13 protein-coding genes are annotated in these 16,145 nt (G+C 66.2%); 6 read left to right on the plus strand and 7 right to left on the minus strand.

What is annotated here, in order from left to right; translation table 11 throughout:
* Nucleotide 1: 1 nt before the first annotated feature.
* Complete coding sequence (cydB, locus tag NQ036_RS01890; RefSeq protein WP_257046542.1) at nt 2–1,099, minus strand: cytochrome d ubiquinol oxidase subunit II; 1,098 nt, start codon at nt 1,097–1,099, stop codon at nt 2–4.
* A gap of 11 nt (nt 1,100–1,110) precedes the next feature.
* A complete protein-coding gene (locus NQ036_RS01895) occupies nt 1,111–2,685 on the minus strand; it encodes a cytochrome ubiquinol oxidase subunit I (RefSeq protein WP_257046543.1) in 1,575 nt (524 codons plus the stop codon).
* A 280-nt stretch (nt 2,686–2,965) separates the two neighbouring features.
* Between NQ036_RS01895 and NQ036_RS01900 the strand changes: the two genes are divergently transcribed.
* Nucleotides 2,966–3,361, plus strand: coding sequence for a BlaI/MecI/CopY family transcriptional regulator (locus NQ036_RS01900; protein ID WP_306427798.1), 396 nt, complete (start codon nt 2,966–2,968; stop codon nt 3,359–3,361).
* A gap of 40 nt (nt 3,362–3,401) precedes the next feature.
* Nucleotides 3,402–4,214: a M56 family metallopeptidase gene (locus tag NQ036_RS01905; RefSeq protein ID WP_257046545.1), complete on the plus strand. Its 813-nt coding sequence runs from the start codon at nt 3,402–3,404 to the stop codon at nt 4,212–4,214.
* A gap of 6 nt (nt 4,215–4,220) precedes the next feature.
* On the opposite strand, the gene NQ036_RS01910 is transcribed toward NQ036_RS01905, so the two are convergent.
* The gene (locus NQ036_RS01910) at nt 4,221–6,347 is read right to left on the minus strand and encodes a type IIA DNA topoisomerase subunit B (protein ID WP_257056882.1); all 2,127 of its coding nucleotides are present in this window, start codon (nt 6,345–6,347) and stop codon (nt 4,221–4,223) included.
* A gap of 70 nt (nt 6,348–6,417) precedes the next feature.
* Here NQ036_RS01910 and NQ036_RS01915 point away from each other — a divergent pair, with 70 nt between their 5' ends.
* Both NQ036_RS01915 and NQ036_RS01920 read left to right on the plus strand, forming a co-directional pair.
* On the plus strand, nt 6,418–7,266 hold the full coding sequence (locus NQ036_RS01915) for an N-acetylmuramoyl-L-alanine amidase (RefSeq protein WP_257046547.1): 849 nt from the start codon (nt 6,418–6,420) through the stop codon (nt 7,264–7,266).
* 70 nt (nt 7,267–7,336) lie between these two features.
* Complete coding sequence (locus NQ036_RS01920; protein WP_257046548.1) at nt 7,337–8,092, plus strand: VOC family protein; 756 nt, start codon at nt 7,337–7,339, stop codon at nt 8,090–8,092.
* 74 nt (nt 8,093–8,166) lie between these two features.
* Here the strand turns inward: NQ036_RS01920 and NQ036_RS01925 are convergent, their stop codons facing one another.
* Both NQ036_RS01925 and NQ036_RS01930 read right to left on the minus strand, forming a co-directional pair.
* Nucleotides 8,167–9,588: an RNA polymerase sigma factor gene (locus NQ036_RS01925; RefSeq protein ID WP_373456789.1), complete on the minus strand. Its 1,422-nt coding sequence runs from the start codon at nt 9,586–9,588 to the stop codon at nt 8,167–8,169.
* 206 nt (nt 9,589–9,794) lie between these two features.
* Nucleotides 9,795–10,961: a DUF4192 domain-containing protein gene (locus NQ036_RS01930; RefSeq protein ID WP_257046550.1), complete on the minus strand. Its 1,167-nt coding sequence runs from the start codon at nt 10,959–10,961 to the stop codon at nt 9,795–9,797.
* Between the two features lie 132 nt (nt 10,962–11,093).
* Between NQ036_RS01930 and NQ036_RS01935 the strand changes: the two genes are divergently transcribed.
* Together NQ036_RS01935 and NQ036_RS01940 are read left to right on the plus strand one after the other, a co-directional pair.
* Nucleotides 11,094–11,885 (plus strand): spermidine synthase, encoded by a 792-nt coding sequence (locus tag NQ036_RS01935; RefSeq protein ID WP_257046551.1) that lies wholly within the window; start codon nt 11,094–11,096, stop codon nt 11,883–11,885.
* Between the two features lie 82 nt (nt 11,886–11,967).
* Nucleotides 11,968–14,205, plus strand: a complete 2,238-nt coding sequence (locus NQ036_RS01940; protein WP_257056883.1) for a UvrD-helicase domain-containing protein — start codon at nt 11,968–11,970, stop codon at nt 14,203–14,205.
* A gap of 84 nt (nt 14,206–14,289) precedes the next feature.
* Here NQ036_RS01940 and nrdR read toward each other — a convergent pair whose 3' ends face one another.
* Together nrdR and hisD are read right to left on the minus strand one after the other, a co-directional pair.
* Nucleotides 14,290–14,784 carry a transcriptional regulator NrdR gene (gene nrdR / locus NQ036_RS01945; RefSeq protein ID WP_257046553.1) on the minus strand — a complete coding sequence of 165 codons (495 nt, stop codon included), beginning with the start codon at nt 14,782–14,784 and terminating at the stop codon, nt 14,290–14,292.
* A gap of 50 nt (nt 14,785–14,834) precedes the next feature.
* The gene (hisD, locus tag NQ036_RS01950; RefSeq protein ID WP_257046554.1) at nt 14,835–16,145 is read right to left on the minus strand and encodes a histidinol dehydrogenase; all 1,311 of its coding nucleotides are present in this window, start codon (nt 16,143–16,145) and stop codon (nt 14,835–14,837) included.

Consider the following 16,145-nt stretch of genomic DNA (forward strand, 5'->3'; position numbering starts at 1 on the left):
CTCAGTGCTTTCCGTCGGTGTCCGCGGCCAACAGTCGGAGCGCACCAGCAGCCGGCTGCGCCGTAGCGCCCGCGCCCCTGATCGCCACGGGGACCAGATGGGCCTCCGGAATGTGCGCTGCGGTCAGCCGGGTGGTCCAATGGCTGTAGGACCAGCTCTGGTAGATCAACACGATCGGGACGAACACCGCGGCCACAACCAACATCACCGCCAGGGTGTACGGCGAGGAGGACGCCGAGCCGGCAGTCAGGTCGAACCGGGGGTCGACTGTCGATGGGAGTACGACGGGGAACACCGCGGTGAAGATCGCGGCGACCCCGGCTGCGAGGAACAGTCCCTGGCAGACGAACGCCGACAGTTCCCGGCCCAGACGCACCGCCCACCAAGCGGCGGCCAGGCCCAACGCGGCCACGACCAGCAGGATCCAGCTCAGCGGAGTGCCGGACTTGACCTGCACTATGACCGCCCATGCGACCAGTGGCACCGCGCACACGGGACCCCAGGTCCCGGCCAGCGCACGGGCGCGCAGACGCAGCGGTCCGTCGGTCTTCAACGCGATCCACACGAGTCCGTGCAGCAGCGAGAAGCCCACGACGCCCAGGCCACCGACCACCGCGTAGACATTGAGCCAGGAGAAGGGTCCACCGGTATCGTCCCCGTTGGCGTTCAGGGGCAGTCCGGTGGTGGTCACGGCCAGCATCGCGCCGACACAGAAGGCCGCGACCGTGGAGCCCGCGGCCAGGCACCAGGTCCATCCGGTGCGCCATGCCTCGCTGTGGCCCTTGCCCCGGTATTCGATTGCGACGGCGCGCACGATCAGGCCCAACAGGGCCAGGGTCAGCGGCAGGTAGAGCGCGGAGAACAGACTGGCGTACCACAGGGGGAAGGCCGCGAAGGTCGCGCCACCCGCAGTCAGCAACCACACCTGGTTGCCATCCCAGACCGGGCCGATGCTGTTGAGCAGCACACGGCGTTCGCGCTCATCGCGGGCGAAGCCCTTGAGCAACATGCCCACGCCCAGGTCGAACCCCTCGAGGAAGAGGTAGCCGAACCACAGGACTGCGATCAGGGCGAACCAGATTGTCGGAAGGAATTCCATCTCCAGCTCCCTCAGTAGGCGAACGACAGGACGTCGTCATTCTTGGATTCGACGGTGGGTTTGACGTTGACGGTGTCGAGTTCCGGCATCGCCGAGGCCACCCCGCCGCGGATGTATTTGATGAGCAATCGCAGTTCGAAGACCATCAGCACCCCGTAGAGCAGGGTCAGGCTGATGAGCGAGAACAACATCTCACCGGCAGAGACCGAGGGACTCGAGGCGGCTGCGGTGAACAGCATGACGGAATCCGCCCCCGCCGGGTTGTCCGGGTTCGGTGCGACGACGAAGGGTTGGCGGCCCATTTCGGTGAACACCCAGCCGGCGGAGTTGGCGATGAAGGGCGCGGCGATCCCCCAGAGTGCCAGGCGGTGCCAGAACCAGCCGTCGGGCACCGTGCCCTTGCGGGTGGCCCACAGGGCGTAGGCCGCACCGAGGAAGGCCAGGCCTCCGAAGCCGATCATCAGGCGGAAGCCCCAATAGGTGACAATCATCAGCGGCTGGTAGTTCACCTGCTGGCCGGAGTGATCTCCGTACTTGGCGTCCTGGGGCAGGGTGGTCCCGTACTTGTCCTGGTATTCGGGGATCAGCGAGTTCACGCCGGGCACATCCGAGGTGAAATTGCTATGGGCCAGGAAGGACAGCAGGCCCGGGATCTCGATGAGCGGGGTGACGTCCTCGCACTTGTTCGAGTTGAGGTCCCCGACGGTGAGCACGGAGAAGGTCGTGCCATCATGACAGGCGGCCTCGGCCGAGGCCATCTTCATCGGCTGTTGATGGTACATCAGTTTGCCCTGGATATCACCGGTCAATGCGACCCCGGCGAAGGCGATGATGGCCGCCCAGGCACCGATGCGCAAGGAGGTGATCCAGACCCGGTAGTCCGTCTTGTCCCGGCCGGGAACGTCGGTAGCGGCTCCCACGACCACATGCCCAGAGGCGTCGACGGTGTCGATCCCATCGTGGCGGCGGCGCCACAGGTGGTACCAGGAGATGCCCAGCAGGAAGGCCGCACCCACTGCCACGGCGCCGCACAGGGTGTGGGCGTAGGCCGCCAGCGCCGTGTTGTTGGTCAGCACGGCCCAGACATCGGTCATCTTGGGCCGTCCGTCGACGACCTCGACGCCCACCGGGTGCTGCATCCACGAATTGGCGACGATGATGAAGTAGGCGGAGAGCCAGGAGCCGATGACCGCGGCCCAGAGCACGCCCAGGTGGAGTTTGCGGCCCAGCCGGTTCCACCCGAAGATCCACAGGCCCAGCATGGTCGATTCCAGGAAGAAGGCGACGAGTGCTTCCATCGCCAGTGGCGCACCGAAGACGTCGCCCACATAGCGGGAGTACTCACTCCAGGCCATGCCGAACTGGAATTCCTGCACGATGCCGGTGGCCACGCCCATGATGAAGTTGATCAGGTAGAGCTTGCCCCAGAACTTGGTGGCGCGCAGCCACGCCTCGTTCCCGGTGCGGTGGTACATGGTCTGCAGGATCGCGACGAGCAAGCCCAGACCGAGTGTCAGGGGAACCATCCAGAAGTGGTAGACGGTCGTGATGCCGAACTGCCATCTGCCTACGAGTACAGGGTCCACGATAAGCCGTTCCTTTCGGCGCCGCGACGGTGATGCCCTGACGACGGCAATGCGGCGCACGTATTTCTACACTCCGTAGAATAGTCGCTGCCCCGACGTCGGGCACATCGGGAGCGCTCGCTTCAGGGTAACTTTCCTCACATTGTGCGCGCCAGGACACTTCCACAGCCCCCTGCCGGCACCTCCGAGGTTCTACCGCACGTAGTGAAACTTGACAGGCGTAGCATTGTGCGCTTGGAAACCGGACACCGCCCGACTACAATGGGTAGATGCTTAGCGGATGTCTCCGCGGCACCGTGGGGAAAGGACGGCATCGCAAGTGGCAAGTCTCGGTGAATTGGAACGTAGCGTGATGGACTGTCTATGGGACAGTCCGGCCGGCATGTCAGCGGCGGATCTGCGGTCCGCACTGTCCGATCGTGGTCTCGCGCTTACCACCGTGCACACAGTGCTGACCCGCCTGGAGAAGAAGGGTTTTGTGCAGCGCACCACCAATTCGCGCCCGCACCTGTACTCCTCCACCTCGACGCCCGAAGAGCACATGGCCGACCTGATGAACGAAGTCCTCGAGCAGGCCCCGAACCGCCAGGCGGTCCTCGCCCGCTTCCTGGGTACCGTGTCCCCCTCGGACACCAAGTTCCTCACACAGCTGTTGGCCAACAGCGCGGCTTCCTGAACACCCGCATTCCGCACCGGTCGAAGGCCAGGCACATCCCATGATGACCTTTACCATCATCGGCATCTGCCTGGCCGTTCTGGCCATTGCCCTGGCATGGCCGTTTCCCAGTGCCATGGCGCGCGCCACGCTGGCCCATCGGCCAGCCGTGCTTATGGCCCTCTGGCAGTTGTTGGGGCTCTCCGGTGGCATCTCGCTCATCGCGGCCGTTTCCATGCTCGCCCTGGCCCCCTCGCTGCACACACTGCGCCAGGCCACCTCGGACGGGCTGACCGACAGCCACATCATCGCCTCCCTGTCCTGGTGGCAGTGGCTGCTCCTCCTGCTGGCCCTGGGCATCCTGACCCGACTCCTGTACTGTCTTGCGACCCAGTACGTCAACGGCAGGCGGGCCCGCCGCAAACACGCCGACCTCGTCGGACTGTTGACCAGTCCCTCCACCCGGGACCCCGGAACCCGAGTGTTGCGCTCGGACGTCCCCATGGCGTACTGCGTGCCGGGCGAGGGCACCACGGTCCTGTCCACCGGGCTGATCGAACGGCTCGACGATGCACAACGCCACGCCGTGGTCGCCCACGAGATGTCACATCTGCGCTACCACCACGATCTGTTCGTCATGCCCTTTGCGGCCTGGCACCGCGCCCTGCCCCTGCTGCCCGCCACGGCTACCGCGCTGTCGGCGGTCTCCACTCTCATCGAGTTGATGGCAGACGACAGAGCCAGGGCATTGGTCGGCGACGAGGTCCTGGCCGAAGCGATCGACCTGACCGCGGGAGTCCACCCCGGTGAGACCAGCGATGCCCTGACCCTGATCAGGGTGCGCAGGCTGCGCGCTTCCACCGCCGGGGTCTGAGTCGGATCAGGCGTCGATGCGCTCGGCGTCGAGCACTGCGGCACCGGAGACGATGAACTGCTTGCGCGGTGCGACCTCGGAGCCCATCAGCAGTCCGAAGGTCTTCTCCGCGGCTTCCGCATCGGCCATCGTCACCCGGCGCAGCAGCCGATGCTGGGGCTCCATCGTGGTCTCCGCCAGTTGGTCGGCGTCCATTTCCCCCAGGCCCTTATAGCGCTGCGGTGTCTTATAGGACTTGCCCCGCTTGTCGAGCTTCTTGATCAGCGAATGTAGTTCGGCCTCCGAATACGTGTACTCCACATCGTTGGCCTTGCCCCGGTTGACGATCTCGACCCGGTGCAGCGGAGGTACCGCCGCAAACACCCGTCCGGCTTCGACCAACGGCCGCATATAGCGGAAGAACAGCGTCAGCAGCAGAGTTCGGATGTGCGCGCCGTCGACGTCCGCATCCGTCATGATGATGACCTTGCCGTAGCGTGCCTGCGCAAGTTCGAAGGTGCGCCCCGAACCGGCTCCCACCACCTGGATGAGCGCCGCGCATTCGGCATTGCCGAGCATATCGGCCACGCTGGCCTTCTGGACGTTGAGTATCTTGCCGCGGATCGGGAACAGGGCCTGGTTCTCCGAATTGCGGGCAGCCCTGGCCGTTCCCATGGCGGAATCGCCCTCGACGATGAACAGTTCCGAGGCCTTCACATCGGTGGCCCGGCAATCGTAGAGCTTGGCCGGCAGGGATGAGGATTCCAGGGCCGTCTTCCGGCGTTGGTTCTCCTTGTGGGTGCGCGCGGAGATCCGCGCCTTCATCTCTGCGACCACCTTCTCCAGCAGAGTCCCCGCCTGCTTGCGTTCAGGACCCTTTGTGGAATCCAAGAGCGCACTCAGTTCGCGTTCGACGGTCTTCGCGACGATCTGCCTGACCGCGGCGGTGCCCAGCACCTCCTTGGTCTGGCCCTCGAACTGGGGCTCGGCCAGAGCTACCGTGACGACCGCGGTCAGTCCGGCCAGCACGTCGTCCTTCTCCACCTTGTCCTTGCCGACCTTGAGCTTGCGGGCATTGGCCTCGACGGCTTTCCGCACGGTCTTCAGCAGGGCCGACTCGAACCCCGCCACATGCGTACCGCCCTTCGGCGTCGCGATGATGTTGACGAAGCTCTTGACCCTGGTGTCGTAGTCGTTCGACCAGCGCAACGCCACGTCCACACGCACATCCCTTTCGACGTCGGTGGACACCATATCGCCGTCGGGACCCAGCACCGGCACGGTTTCGGTGAACGTCGATTCGCCCTGCAGCCGCCACACATCGGTCAGTGCGGCACCGTGAGACAGATAGTCCACGAATGCCGAAATGCCCCCGTCGAAGCGGAAATCCTCTGTGCGTTCGGCGATCGGAACACCCTCGGCATCCACTCCGCGGCCCGACCGGTCCACGATCCGCAGGCGGAGCCCGGGGACCAGGAATGCCGTTTGCCTGGCACGATCTATCAGGCCGGTGTAGTCGAAGGCCGCATCGGCGAGGAAGATCTGCCGGTCCGCCCAGTAGCGGATCTCCGTTCCCGTGACACCGCGCTTGGCCTTGCCCACCACAGCGAGTTCGGCAACTCCGGTGAACGGGGTGAACGGGTTCTCCGGCGAGACTCCGGCGGAATCCTCGAAGCGGCCGGGGTGGCCGCGTTTGAAGGACAACTGGTACACCTTCGAACCACGAGTCACACGGACGTCCAGCCGTGCGGACAGGGCATTGACGACCGAAGCCCCCACGCCGTGCAGTCCGCCGACCGCGGCGTACGAACCGCCGCCGAACTTACCGCCGGCATGCAGCTTCGTCATCACGAGTTCCACGCCGCTCAGGCCCGTCTTCGGCTCGACGTCGACCGGGATGCCCCTACCGTGGTCGGCCACCGTGACCGAGGAATCCGGATGCAGCGTGATGTCGATATCGGTTCCGTATCCGGCCAGTGCCTCGTCAACGGAGTTGTCGATGATTTCCCACAGGCAGTGCATCAGACCCCGTGAGTCCGTTGAGCCGATGTACATGCCAGGACGCTTGCGCACCGCATCCAGGCCTTCAAGCACCTGGAGCTGCCTGGCCCCGTAGGACTCCCCCGCTTTGGTCGCCACAGTCTTCCCTCTCATTGACAGCAGTGCCCCCATTTTATACGTATACGTGTTCGATAGCCCGTAGCGGGCCCGCTAGTATGACACCATGCGCCGACTCATCACCTCCGCCGCCCTTATGGCCCTGGTCCTCACGGCCTCAGCCTGCAGCCCGACGGGTACCTCGTCCGAGCCCACCGCCTCCCCGAGCAGCTCCGGCACGGGCCTCATCGGACCGAGTGCGCGCACGGGCTCCGCCCCGACGGCCGTGCCGGGTCCGAACGACTCCGAGCTCACCGCGGCCCAGCGGGAGGCGCTGAACCAGGCTACGGTGGCGCTGGACCCCGGCCACAACGGCGGTAACGCCAAACACCCGGCGCGGGCCAACGCCCCCGTCCCCGACGGACGCGGGGGAACGAAACCGTGCAATACCACCGGCACCGCGACCGACGCCGGCTATTCCGAGCATCGATTCAACTGGCAGGTCGCGCAGCTCGTACGCACCCAGTTGCGCGATGCGGGTGCGACCGTGAAGCTCTCACGCAAGAACGACACCGGTGTGGGACCCTGCGTGGACCGCCGCGGCCGTTTCGCCGATGGAGCCGATGTGCTGGTCAGCGTGCACGCCAACGGCAGCGACTCCACCAGGACGAAGGGCTTCCACGTCATCGCCAGTCCGTCGGGGAAGAATGCGAAGGCCAACCGACGGCTGGCGACGTCCATGGTGAAGGCACTCAAGGCCCAGGGATTCACACCCAACCGGGCATATGGCAAGGACGCCGTATCGATCCGCACGGATCTGGCCGGGCTGGAGAACGCCCGAGTTCCCGCCGTCATCGTCGAGTGCGCGGAGATGCGCAACCCACAGGAGGCCAAGACAATGACCACCGCGGCCGGGCGCCTGCGCTATGCACACGCCCTGACCGCCGGCACAGCGGAATTCCTGGCCGACCGGTAGCGCGGGTAGAGTTGGCCCGGAAAGTTGAATTGGACGCCGCCAGAGTGTCCACACCGTTGGAGGATGACCCATGCCGGCACTGCTACCCAATCAACCATGCTGGATCGAGCTGAGTGCGCCCGACCCGCAGGCCGCAATCGACTTCTACGGCACGGTGTTCGGCTGGGAATTCTCCATCCCGGGGATCATGGGCATGGGCCACCGGGCCGAGGTGGCGGGCCATCCGGTCGCCGGCATCAGCCCGCAACCGAGTGAGGCCCCGGAGGGGCAGCCCGCCTTCTGGTCCGTGTACTTCAGGGTCGCGGACACCGCCGATTTCCTCGAACGGACGACGACTGCCAAGGGCCAGGTCTTCGCGGCCATGCCCCTACCTACCGACGGCGCCACCATCGCACTGCTGGCAGATCCCACCGGAACCGGCTTCGGGGTGCTGGAGTACCCCGATGATCTGGGCTTCGACGGCTATCACGGACCGGGCGCGGCAGCGCTCTTCCAGCTTCAGACCCAGGATGCCTCCGTCGCCCCGTTCTATTCCTCGGTCTTTGGCTGGACGTTCACGCCCTCATCGGATCCGAACAGTTCGAAGTATCAGGAGATCTCGTTGCCGGACCCGGGGGCCCAGGCCGGGATGCTCGACATCGCCGGTGCCCGTATCCCCTCCCATTGGCGCAGCTACATCGCAGTCGACGACGTCGACCACACAGCTCGCCTAGTGGAGTCGGCCGGCGGTGCACTGTTGGCCCGGCCGGCGGATACCGCCTTTGGACGGATCGGACAGTTCATCGACAATCAGAACGCGGCGTTCTCCGTCATCCAGACTCGTTGAATTCGACTCCGAACAGCAGACGGCCCCGGAACTCCTGAAAGTTCCGGGGCCGCATCGCCGGTGCGCCGGCTCACTCAGTCCAGGTAGTCCCGCAGCACCTGCGAGCGGGATGGGTGGCGCAGCTTGGCCATGGTCTTCGACTCGATCTGGCGGATCCGCTCACGGGTCACCCCGTAGACCTTGCCGATCTCGTCGAGGGTCTTGGGCTGCCCGTCGTTGAGTCCGAAGCGCATCGAAACGACACCGGCCTCGCGCTCGGAAAGCGTGTCCAGGACCGAGTGCAGCTGCTCCTGCAACAGGGTGAAGCTGACCGAGTCAGCGGGGACCACTGCCTCCGAGTCCTCGATCAGATCGCCGAACTCCGAATCGCCGTCCTCACCCAGCGGGGTGTGTAATGAGATCGGCTCACGTCCGTACTTCTGCACCTCGACGACGCGTTCTGGCGTCATATCGAGTTCCTTGGCCAGCTCTTCGGGAGTGGGTTCGCGCCCCAGGTCCTGCAGCATCTGACGCTGCACGCGGGCGAGCTTGTTGATGACCTCGACCATGTGCACGGGGATGCGGATCGTCCTGGCCTGATCGGCCATCGCACGGGTGATCGCCTGGCGGATCCACCAGGTGGCGTAGGTGGAGAACTTGAAGCCCTTGGTGTAGTCGAACTTCTCCACTGCGCGGATCAGGCCCAGATTGCCCTCCTGGATCAGATCCAGGAACAGCATGCCGCGACCCGTATAGCGTTTGGCCAGCGAAACGACCAGTCGCAGATTGGCCTCCAGCAGGTGGTTCTTGGCGATCCGGCCGTCGTGGATGATCCACTTGTAGTCGCGCTGATCGCGGGCCTCGGTGACCTTGCCCTCGCCCAGCAGATGCTCGGCGTACATTCCCGCTTCGATCCGCTTGGCCAGGTCGACCTCTTCCGCCGCATTGAGCAGCGCAACCTTGCCGATCTGCTTGAGGTAGTCCTTGACAGGGTCCGCCGTGGCCCCTGCCGTGGCAACCTGCTGGGCCGGCTGATCGTCGTCGTCGGCGTCGGAGACGACGAATCCGCCCTTGTCCTTCACCGACTGATTGCGTCGTGCTTCGACGGCGTTCTTCGTCTCGGTCTTCTCGTCGGGCACACCTTCCGGCTCCGCCTCGACAGTGGGAGCGAGCTCGACCAAGTCCAGATCGTCCTTCTTACGCCGCCCCCTGCCGCCCTTCGCGGTCGTGGACTTCCCCGCTGCGGTCTTGGTGGTCTTGCGTGTGGTCGACTTCGCCTTGGTCGTCGTCTTAGTCGACTTGGCCGCGGTCTTGCCCGCAGTCGACTTGGCCGTGGTCTTGCCCGCAGTCGACTTCGTCGTGGTCCTGCGCGTTGTCGTCTTCTTCGCTGCGGGTGCCTTCTCTGCGGTACCCGCCGCCTTGGTCGTGGTGGACTTCTTTGCGGGCGCCTTCACGGTGGCGGTGGTTTCGGCTGCAGCGCTCGAATCCTTCTTGGTCGGCAAGAGTGCACCTTTCAACTTTTCTGCGGACGGTCCCTGTGCGTTCGGGAAACACGAAGACCCTGGTCGAGTTCCGCGGGGCTTCTGGACATAGGCCTGCCTGTCGCGGGACGCAACCGGGTCAACACCGCATTCTGCCACGATATTCCCACGCCCGCGAATCGGCTCCGCCCGGATTTCCGGGACTCCTGCCACACTCCTCCCCAGTCAGCATGTGAGGAGTCTCATATACGACGGTTCCACTTCCCCGGACTCATCCAACACGGACTCAGGCCGGCCTGGACCGCAGTGGACACCAACCGGGCCAGGGATTCCCCCGGGTCCGCCCGCAACGCCAGGGCCGCATAGTGGTCTGCGAAGGACCCTGCTCCCCTGGCCCATTCGAACCAGGCGATGACACCCAGGACCCGCGGGACGGCGGATTCACGACAGTGCACCAGCACCGTCCGCAAGATTTCGACCGCAGCTGACAGCCGTACCGCGTCGGGCTTTCGGGCTGAGAGCCCTGGCAGGTGCGCAGCGGCCGTGTGAGAGGCGAACACGGGTAGGCCGCGGGCCAGCAGTTCGACCCCGTCCAGGCCCGCCAGCTCCTGCACCGGCAGATCGGGGTGGTCCAGGCACAGCAACATCTCCAGTCCGTCACGGGTGACCTTGGTAGAAACCATCCATTCGACCGCCAACACCACCTGTGCGGACACGAACCCGGTCGGCTCCCGGACTTCTCCCCCTTTCGCCAGGGCGGTGGCCAGCCGTCCCAATTGTGCCACCAGCGCCTCCAACAGCTCCGGTGGTTCCGGCCGCACCGCGCGCCAGTGTGCGAGGTCCTCCAGCAGATCCGAATCCGGCGGCGGCAGGGCCACGACATCATCGAAGGTCCGCCCCGCCTGGGAACCGCGTACGATCATCTCGGTTGCCGCCGTACTGCTGCGGGCCGCCTGCCGGGTCTGCAGGATACCCGGCGGGAGCAGCGAGCCGATGTGCTCCGCCCCGACCCACAGGGGTGAGTAGACCTCATAACCGGAGCGCACGAGCTCATCGCACAGCCCCTGAATGGGACGGGCGAAATGGGCGAACAGCCTCGGAGACTCCAAGGGCCCATCGTCGCCGCCATACGCCCGGGCCACGTCCTCGCTGAACAGAACGGGAATCACCTCGACGATGTCCGGGCCCGATTCCAACAGTTCGACGATCCGGCCGTAGTCCCGCCCGCGGATCCGGTCGGCCTGGACGAAGTCCATATCCAGGCGCATCACGGGTCCCAGTCGGGAGCGCCCCGTCGTGCCGACGACGGCGGCCAGAACCAGGCTGTCCTCCGGCTCGTAGCCCAGGATGTGGGGGATGGCGCCGACGATATCGGCCTGGCTGCGGATGACTGCATCATGGGTTTCCATACCCATACCGTCCCCCGTCGGCCACCGCCTGGCCATAGCCCTCCCAGGGCCTGTGGATTCCCGGCCCGGTGTCCACAGGTGCTGATGCGCCGGTCGACCAACCTGTGCCACACGGTCGGTAGGCTTTCACCCATGGGACGCAAGCGCACACGGACACAGGACATCAGAGAATTCGACATCGACACCGGTACCGCGCGACTTGAGCCGGTCGCGGGCGAGCCCAACAGCTGGGTACTCTGGGTCAACGGCGTCCCCTCCTCACCCGTGACCATCGGGGAGCCGACCCGACTCGACTTCGAATACCTCGACTGGATGTCGCGCATTCTGGAGGTCCAACTGGGCACAGACCACCCCAGGATGGTCCATATCGGCGCGGCCGCATGCGCCCTGCCGCGTTGGGCCGCCGCCCGTTATCCACAGGCCAGGCAGACGGCGGTCGACATCGATGCGAAACTACTGACTCTGGTCCGCGAATGGTTCGACCTGCCCCGGGCACCCCGCCTGGCGCTGCGCCCGGGCGACGGGGCCGCGGAGATCGCGACGTTCGCCCCCGGCAGCCTCGATGTGGTCGTCCGAGACGCCTTCGCAGGGGACACCACACCCCCTGCCCTGGCCGACGACGCCTTCTTCTCCGCATGCGCCCGCGCACTCAAGCCGACCGGCGTCTACCTGGCGAACATCGCGGACCGGCCCCCACACGATGCCCTGCGCTCCGAGGTCCTGCGAATGCGCTCCCGCTTCGCCCACGTCGCACTGGCAGCCGATCCCGGACAGATCAGGGGCCGCAGGTGGGGCAACGTAGTGGCGCTGGCCACCATGGAGGAACCCGATCTGATCGCGATTGCCAAGGCCCTGCGCAGGGGGCCGGCCCAGGCCGCCGTTCTCACCGGAGGGGACCTGGACCGATACTGCGGCGCGAACTGAAACAGGGCGAACTGAAACAGTTGGAACGCTCCACCGCCCCCTTGACCCACAGGATAGACTTGTAGGCCGATTGGAAAGGGCAATGGTGGGCGAAAACAACGAACGTGAGCTCGAACAGCACAATCTGGACAAGCTGTACTCCCGGGTCGACGAACTGCGGGCCGAGGCCACGCGCGAACTGGCCAAGGTACGCATCACAGAGGTCGGGGGCAATAGGCAGAACCGCAGTGAGCGCGACGCCTTCGCCACCCTGTACGAAGACCAGCTGCTGCGGTTGCGCGGAGCCGAGGAGGGTCTGTGCTTCGGCCGGATCGACACCCTCGATTCCACGACGACCTATATCGGACGCATCGGTATCTCCGATGCCCAGCATCGACAGTTGCTGATGGACTGGCGGGCACCCGCCAGCGAGCCGTTCTATCGGGCCACCGCGGTGGACCCGGGAGACATCGTGTTGCGCCGCCACCTGGGCACGCGCTCACGACGGGTGGTCAGCATCGAGGACGATGTCCTCAACGCCCAAGCGCTGGCCGCCACCGGTGGCACCCACCTGCAGGGCGAGGGTGCGCTGATCGCCGCGCTCGAAGCCGGCCGGACCGGGCGCATGTCCGATATCGTCGCGACGATCCAGGCCGAACAGGATGCGATCATCCGCAAGCCGCTGGACCGCGTCGTGGTCGTGCAGGGCGGCCCCGGTACGGGAAAGACGGCCGTCGCCCTGCACCGCGCCGCTTATCTGCTCTACCAGCACCGCAAGCGGATCGAGAACTCCGGCGTGCTCATCGTGGGCCCCTCCCCCACGTTCCTCCGTTACATCGAGCAGGTCCTGCCCAGCCTGGGCGAGACCGGCGCCGTCCTCCTGACCCCGGGCCAGCTCTACCCCGGAGTGGACACGACACTACTGGACGCGCCCAGGGCCTCGCGCGTCAAAGGCGATCTGCGCATGGTCGAGGTCATCGAGCGCGCCGTCGCGGGATATGAGCGCGTCCCGCGCGAACCACAGCGTCTGGCTGTCGGGCGCAAGTCGGTGTCGCTGACGCCGAAGATCGTCCGCTCGGCAATGCGCGCCGCCCGCTTCCACTCGATCCACCACAACGAGTCCCGTGACGTCTTCGCCTCCGCCGTCGTCGACGCCCTGGCCGGTCAGCTGGCCGCGCCGAAGTCCCTGGGCGAGTTGAGCGCGGAGAAGCGCCAGGAGATTTACGACGATCTGCGCATGTCGCAGGCGGTCAAGATCGCCATCAACCTGTGCTGGCTGCCCCTGACGCCCCGTGGGGTGCTCGATGCGCTGCTGAGCAAACCGGCGAAGCTCGTCGCTGCCGCCGACGGCATCCTCGAACTCACGGAAATGGCTCTGATCCGTCGGGAATCGGGAGCACCCATTACCGTCGAAGACGTACCGCTGCTCGACGAGATCGCGGAACTCATCGGCACTTATACCCCTCCGCGGCGGACCGGTGGCGGGGACGAGGACGAATACGCCGCCGCGGTGCTGGAGAACACCGGCACCGGCGCCTGGCTGTCCGCGTCCCAGCTGGCAGCCAGGCAGCGCGAGTCCACCGACCGCGGCACCGTAGCCGAACGCGCGCTCGAGGACCGCGAATGGGCCTTCGGACATCTGGTGGCCGATGAGGCCCAGGAGCTCTCCCCCATGCAACTGCGGTTGTTGTTCCGCCGTGTGCCGTCGAAATCGGCGACTCTGGTGGGCGACCTGGCCCAGGCCAGACACGTCGACGTCGACCGGACCTGGAGCAGTGTCCTCTCGCCCCATGTGGGAAAGCGCTTCGAGCTCGTCGAGCTCACGGTCTCCTACCGCACCCCGGGCCGGATCCTCGAACCCGCAAACGCGCTACTGCGGCACTTCTTCCCGCAGCTGAGCCTGCCCACCCCGGTTCGCCGGGGTGAGTCCGATCCATGGCGGCTGCGGTTGCCCGACATCGCGGCGATCGCCCATCGTCTGCCCGAACTCATCGCCGCCGAGACAGCGGCCGTATCCGGCGGCAAGGTGGCTCTTATCGTCCCTGCCGTCCATCTGCGGCGGGTCGAGGAGGCGCTCACCGGCAGCGGACTCGACTACGGGATGGGCACCAGCGGCCTGGACCATACGGTGGCGGTCCTCGACCCCACCGCGGCCAAGGGACTGGAGTTCGATTCCGTCGTCATCGTCGAACCGGGACTCATCGCCCCGTCAGGAGACGTCTCCGGGGTCGGCGAACTCTATGTCGCGCTGAGCCGCTCGACTGCCCGACTGGGCATCCTCGACACCGCTGAGTCGGTACTCGACGAAGTCGGCTTCACCAGCGCAGCGCTCGCGGCGTGAAAAACCGCGGGCGGCGTCGGCTTCCCCTCCGATGCCGCCCGCGGCGGGTGCACGTCACGTGCACAGCACCATCATACATACATTTCAGGATGTTTCCGCATTCGCGCTCTGTTCACCCTCGGCCGAGCGCAGCTCATGATCGTGGCGCAGCCCTGCGATCTCCGCTTCGAAGTCCTCCAGTGAGTCGAAGCCCTTATAAACACTTGCGAAGCGCAGATAGGCGACATTGTCCAGTTCCCTCAGGGGCTCCAGGATCGCCAGGCCCACCTCATCGGCTTCGATCTCCGCGATTCCACGGGAGCGGATCTTCTCCTCGACGCGCTGTGCGAGCTTCGCCAGGTCGTCTTCGCTCACGGGCCGCCCTTGGCATGCCTTGCGGACTCCTGCGACGACCTTCTGACGGGAGAACTCCTCGGTCACGCCCGAGCGCTTGATGACCGATAGGCTGGTCGCCTCGATCGTGGTGAACCGTCGCCCGCATTTCGGACACTGCCGGCGCCTGCGGATCGACCCGCCGTCATCGGTCGTGCGGGAATCGACGACACGGGAATCGGGGTGGCGGCAGAATGGGCAGCGCATGGTCCCTCACTTGGGTAGGTTGCTTGACTCGTTGCTGGCGGTTCGCCCTCTCAGGCGAACCGGATTGACACGGCCCTGCCGTGTGCGGGTAGGTTCTCCGCCTCCGCCAGGGCCTCGATGCCGGCCGCGACCTGCTCCAGACCGGCCCGGGAGTAATCGATGATCTGGCTGCCCTTGAGGAACGACTGCACTCCCAGTGCCGAGGAGAACGCCGCCGTGCCCATGGTGGGCAGAACGTGGTTCGACCCGGAGCAGTAATCGCCCAGGGCCACGGGGGAATACGGGCCGATGAAGACCGAACCGCCGTTGCGCAGCGCCACGGCGGCCGCAGCCGCATCGGCGACCTGTAGCTCGACGTGCTCGCCGGCGTAGGCATTGAGAACCGTCAGGGCGGCTTCCCTGTCGTCGGTCAGGACGATCGCAGACTGGCTGCCGGCCAGCGCCTGGGCGATCCGGTCGGCGTGCCGAGCCGCCGGTGCCTGCTCCGCGATATGCGCGGAGACGGCCGCTGCCACGGATTCCTCCGCGGTGACCAGCACGGCCGCGGCATTCGGATCGTGTTCGGCCTGGCTGATCATGTCGGCCGCCACATAACGCGGATCGGCGGTGGAATCGGCGAACACGATGATCTCCGTGGGACCGGCCACCGCATCGATGCCGACAGTCCCCTGGACCTGGGCCTTGGCCGCGGCGACATAGGCGTTGCCCGGCCCCGTGATCAGGTCTACGGGTTCGAGTTCCTCACCGTCGGAGAACCCGTAGGTCAGCGCTGCGATGGCCTGGGCGCCGCCGATCGCCCAGACCTCGTCCACCCCGAGCAGCCCTGCGGCTGCGAGCACCGTCGGGTGTGGCAACCCGGTATCGGCCTGCGGTGGCGAGGCGATGGCCAGCGATCCGACACCGGCGGCCTGGGCCGGCACCACGTTCATCACAACCGTCGAGGGGTAGACGGCCAGACCGCCGGGCACATAGAGACCCACACGATCCACCGGCAGCCACCGGGTCGTCACCGTCGAGTCCGGCCCCAGCTCGCTCGTCACGGCTGTCCGCCTATCGGCCTCCGCCACGATCCGCGCGCGTCGAATCGACTCGCGCAGGGCGGAACGGATCGCCGGGTCGAGCCCGGCGACTGCCGCCTCGATGTGCTGCCCGGCGACTCGCAGGGCGCTGGGTCGGACCCCGTCGAACCGCTCCGTGAAGTCGAGTACGGCCGCCCGGCCCTCGGCTGCGACCCGGTCCAGAGTCCCCCGCACCGCCTGTGCGGCCGCTTGCCCGGTCTCCTGGGCGCGCGGCAGATGCCGGCGCAGGGTGGCCCGGTCCAGGCGCATACCGCGCAGATCGATTCGTCTCAGCTCGTACAT

Origin of the sequence: Brevibacterium sp. 91QC2O2 (assembly GCF_024580695.1) — a bacterium.
Lineage (GTDB): Bacteria > Actinomycetota > Actinomycetes > Actinomycetales > Brevibacteriaceae > Brevibacterium > Brevibacterium moorei.

Excerpts from the sequence above, each read along its gene's own strand:
- NQ036_RS01905 (WP_257046545.1), top strand. The coding sequence starts at position 3,402 with ATGATGACCTTTACCATCATCGGCATCTGCCTGGCCGTTCTGGCCATT.
- NQ036_RS01920 (WP_257046548.1), top strand. The coding sequence starts at position 7,337 with ATGCCGGCACTGCTACCCAATCAACCATGCTGGATCGAGCTGAGTGCG.
- NQ036_RS01915 (WP_257046547.1), top strand. The coding sequence starts at position 6,418 with ATGCGCCGACTCATCACCTCCGCCGCCCTTATGGCCCTGGTCCTCACG.
- NQ036_RS01910 (WP_257056882.1), bottom strand. The coding sequence starts at position 6,347 with ATGAGAGGGAAGACTGTGGCGACCAAAGCGGGGGAGTCCTACGGGGCC.
- NQ036_RS01935 (WP_257046551.1), top strand. The coding sequence starts at position 11,094 with ATGGGACGCAAGCGCACACGGACACAGGACATCAGAGAATTCGACATC.
- cydB (WP_257046542.1), bottom strand. The coding sequence starts at position 1,099 with ATGGAATTCCTTCCGACAATCTGGTTCGCCCTGATCGCAGTCCTGTGG.
- NQ036_RS01900 (WP_306427798.1), top strand. The coding sequence starts at position 2,966 with ATGTCTCCGCGGCACCGTGGGGAAAGGACGGCATCGCAAGTGGCAAGT.
- hisD (WP_257046554.1), bottom strand. The coding sequence starts at position 16,145 with ATGTACGAGCTGAGACGAATCGATCTGCGCGGTATGCGCCTGGACCGG.
- NQ036_RS01940 (WP_257056883.1), top strand. The coding sequence starts at position 11,968 with ATGGTGGGCGAAAACAACGAACGTGAGCTCGAACAGCACAATCTGGAC.
- NQ036_RS01930 (WP_257046550.1), bottom strand. The coding sequence starts at position 10,961 with ATGGAAACCCATGATGCAGTCATCCGCAGCCAGGCCGATATCGTCGGC.
- nrdR (WP_257046553.1), bottom strand. The coding sequence starts at position 14,784 with ATGCGCTGCCCATTCTGCCGCCACCCCGATTCCCGTGTCGTCGATTCC.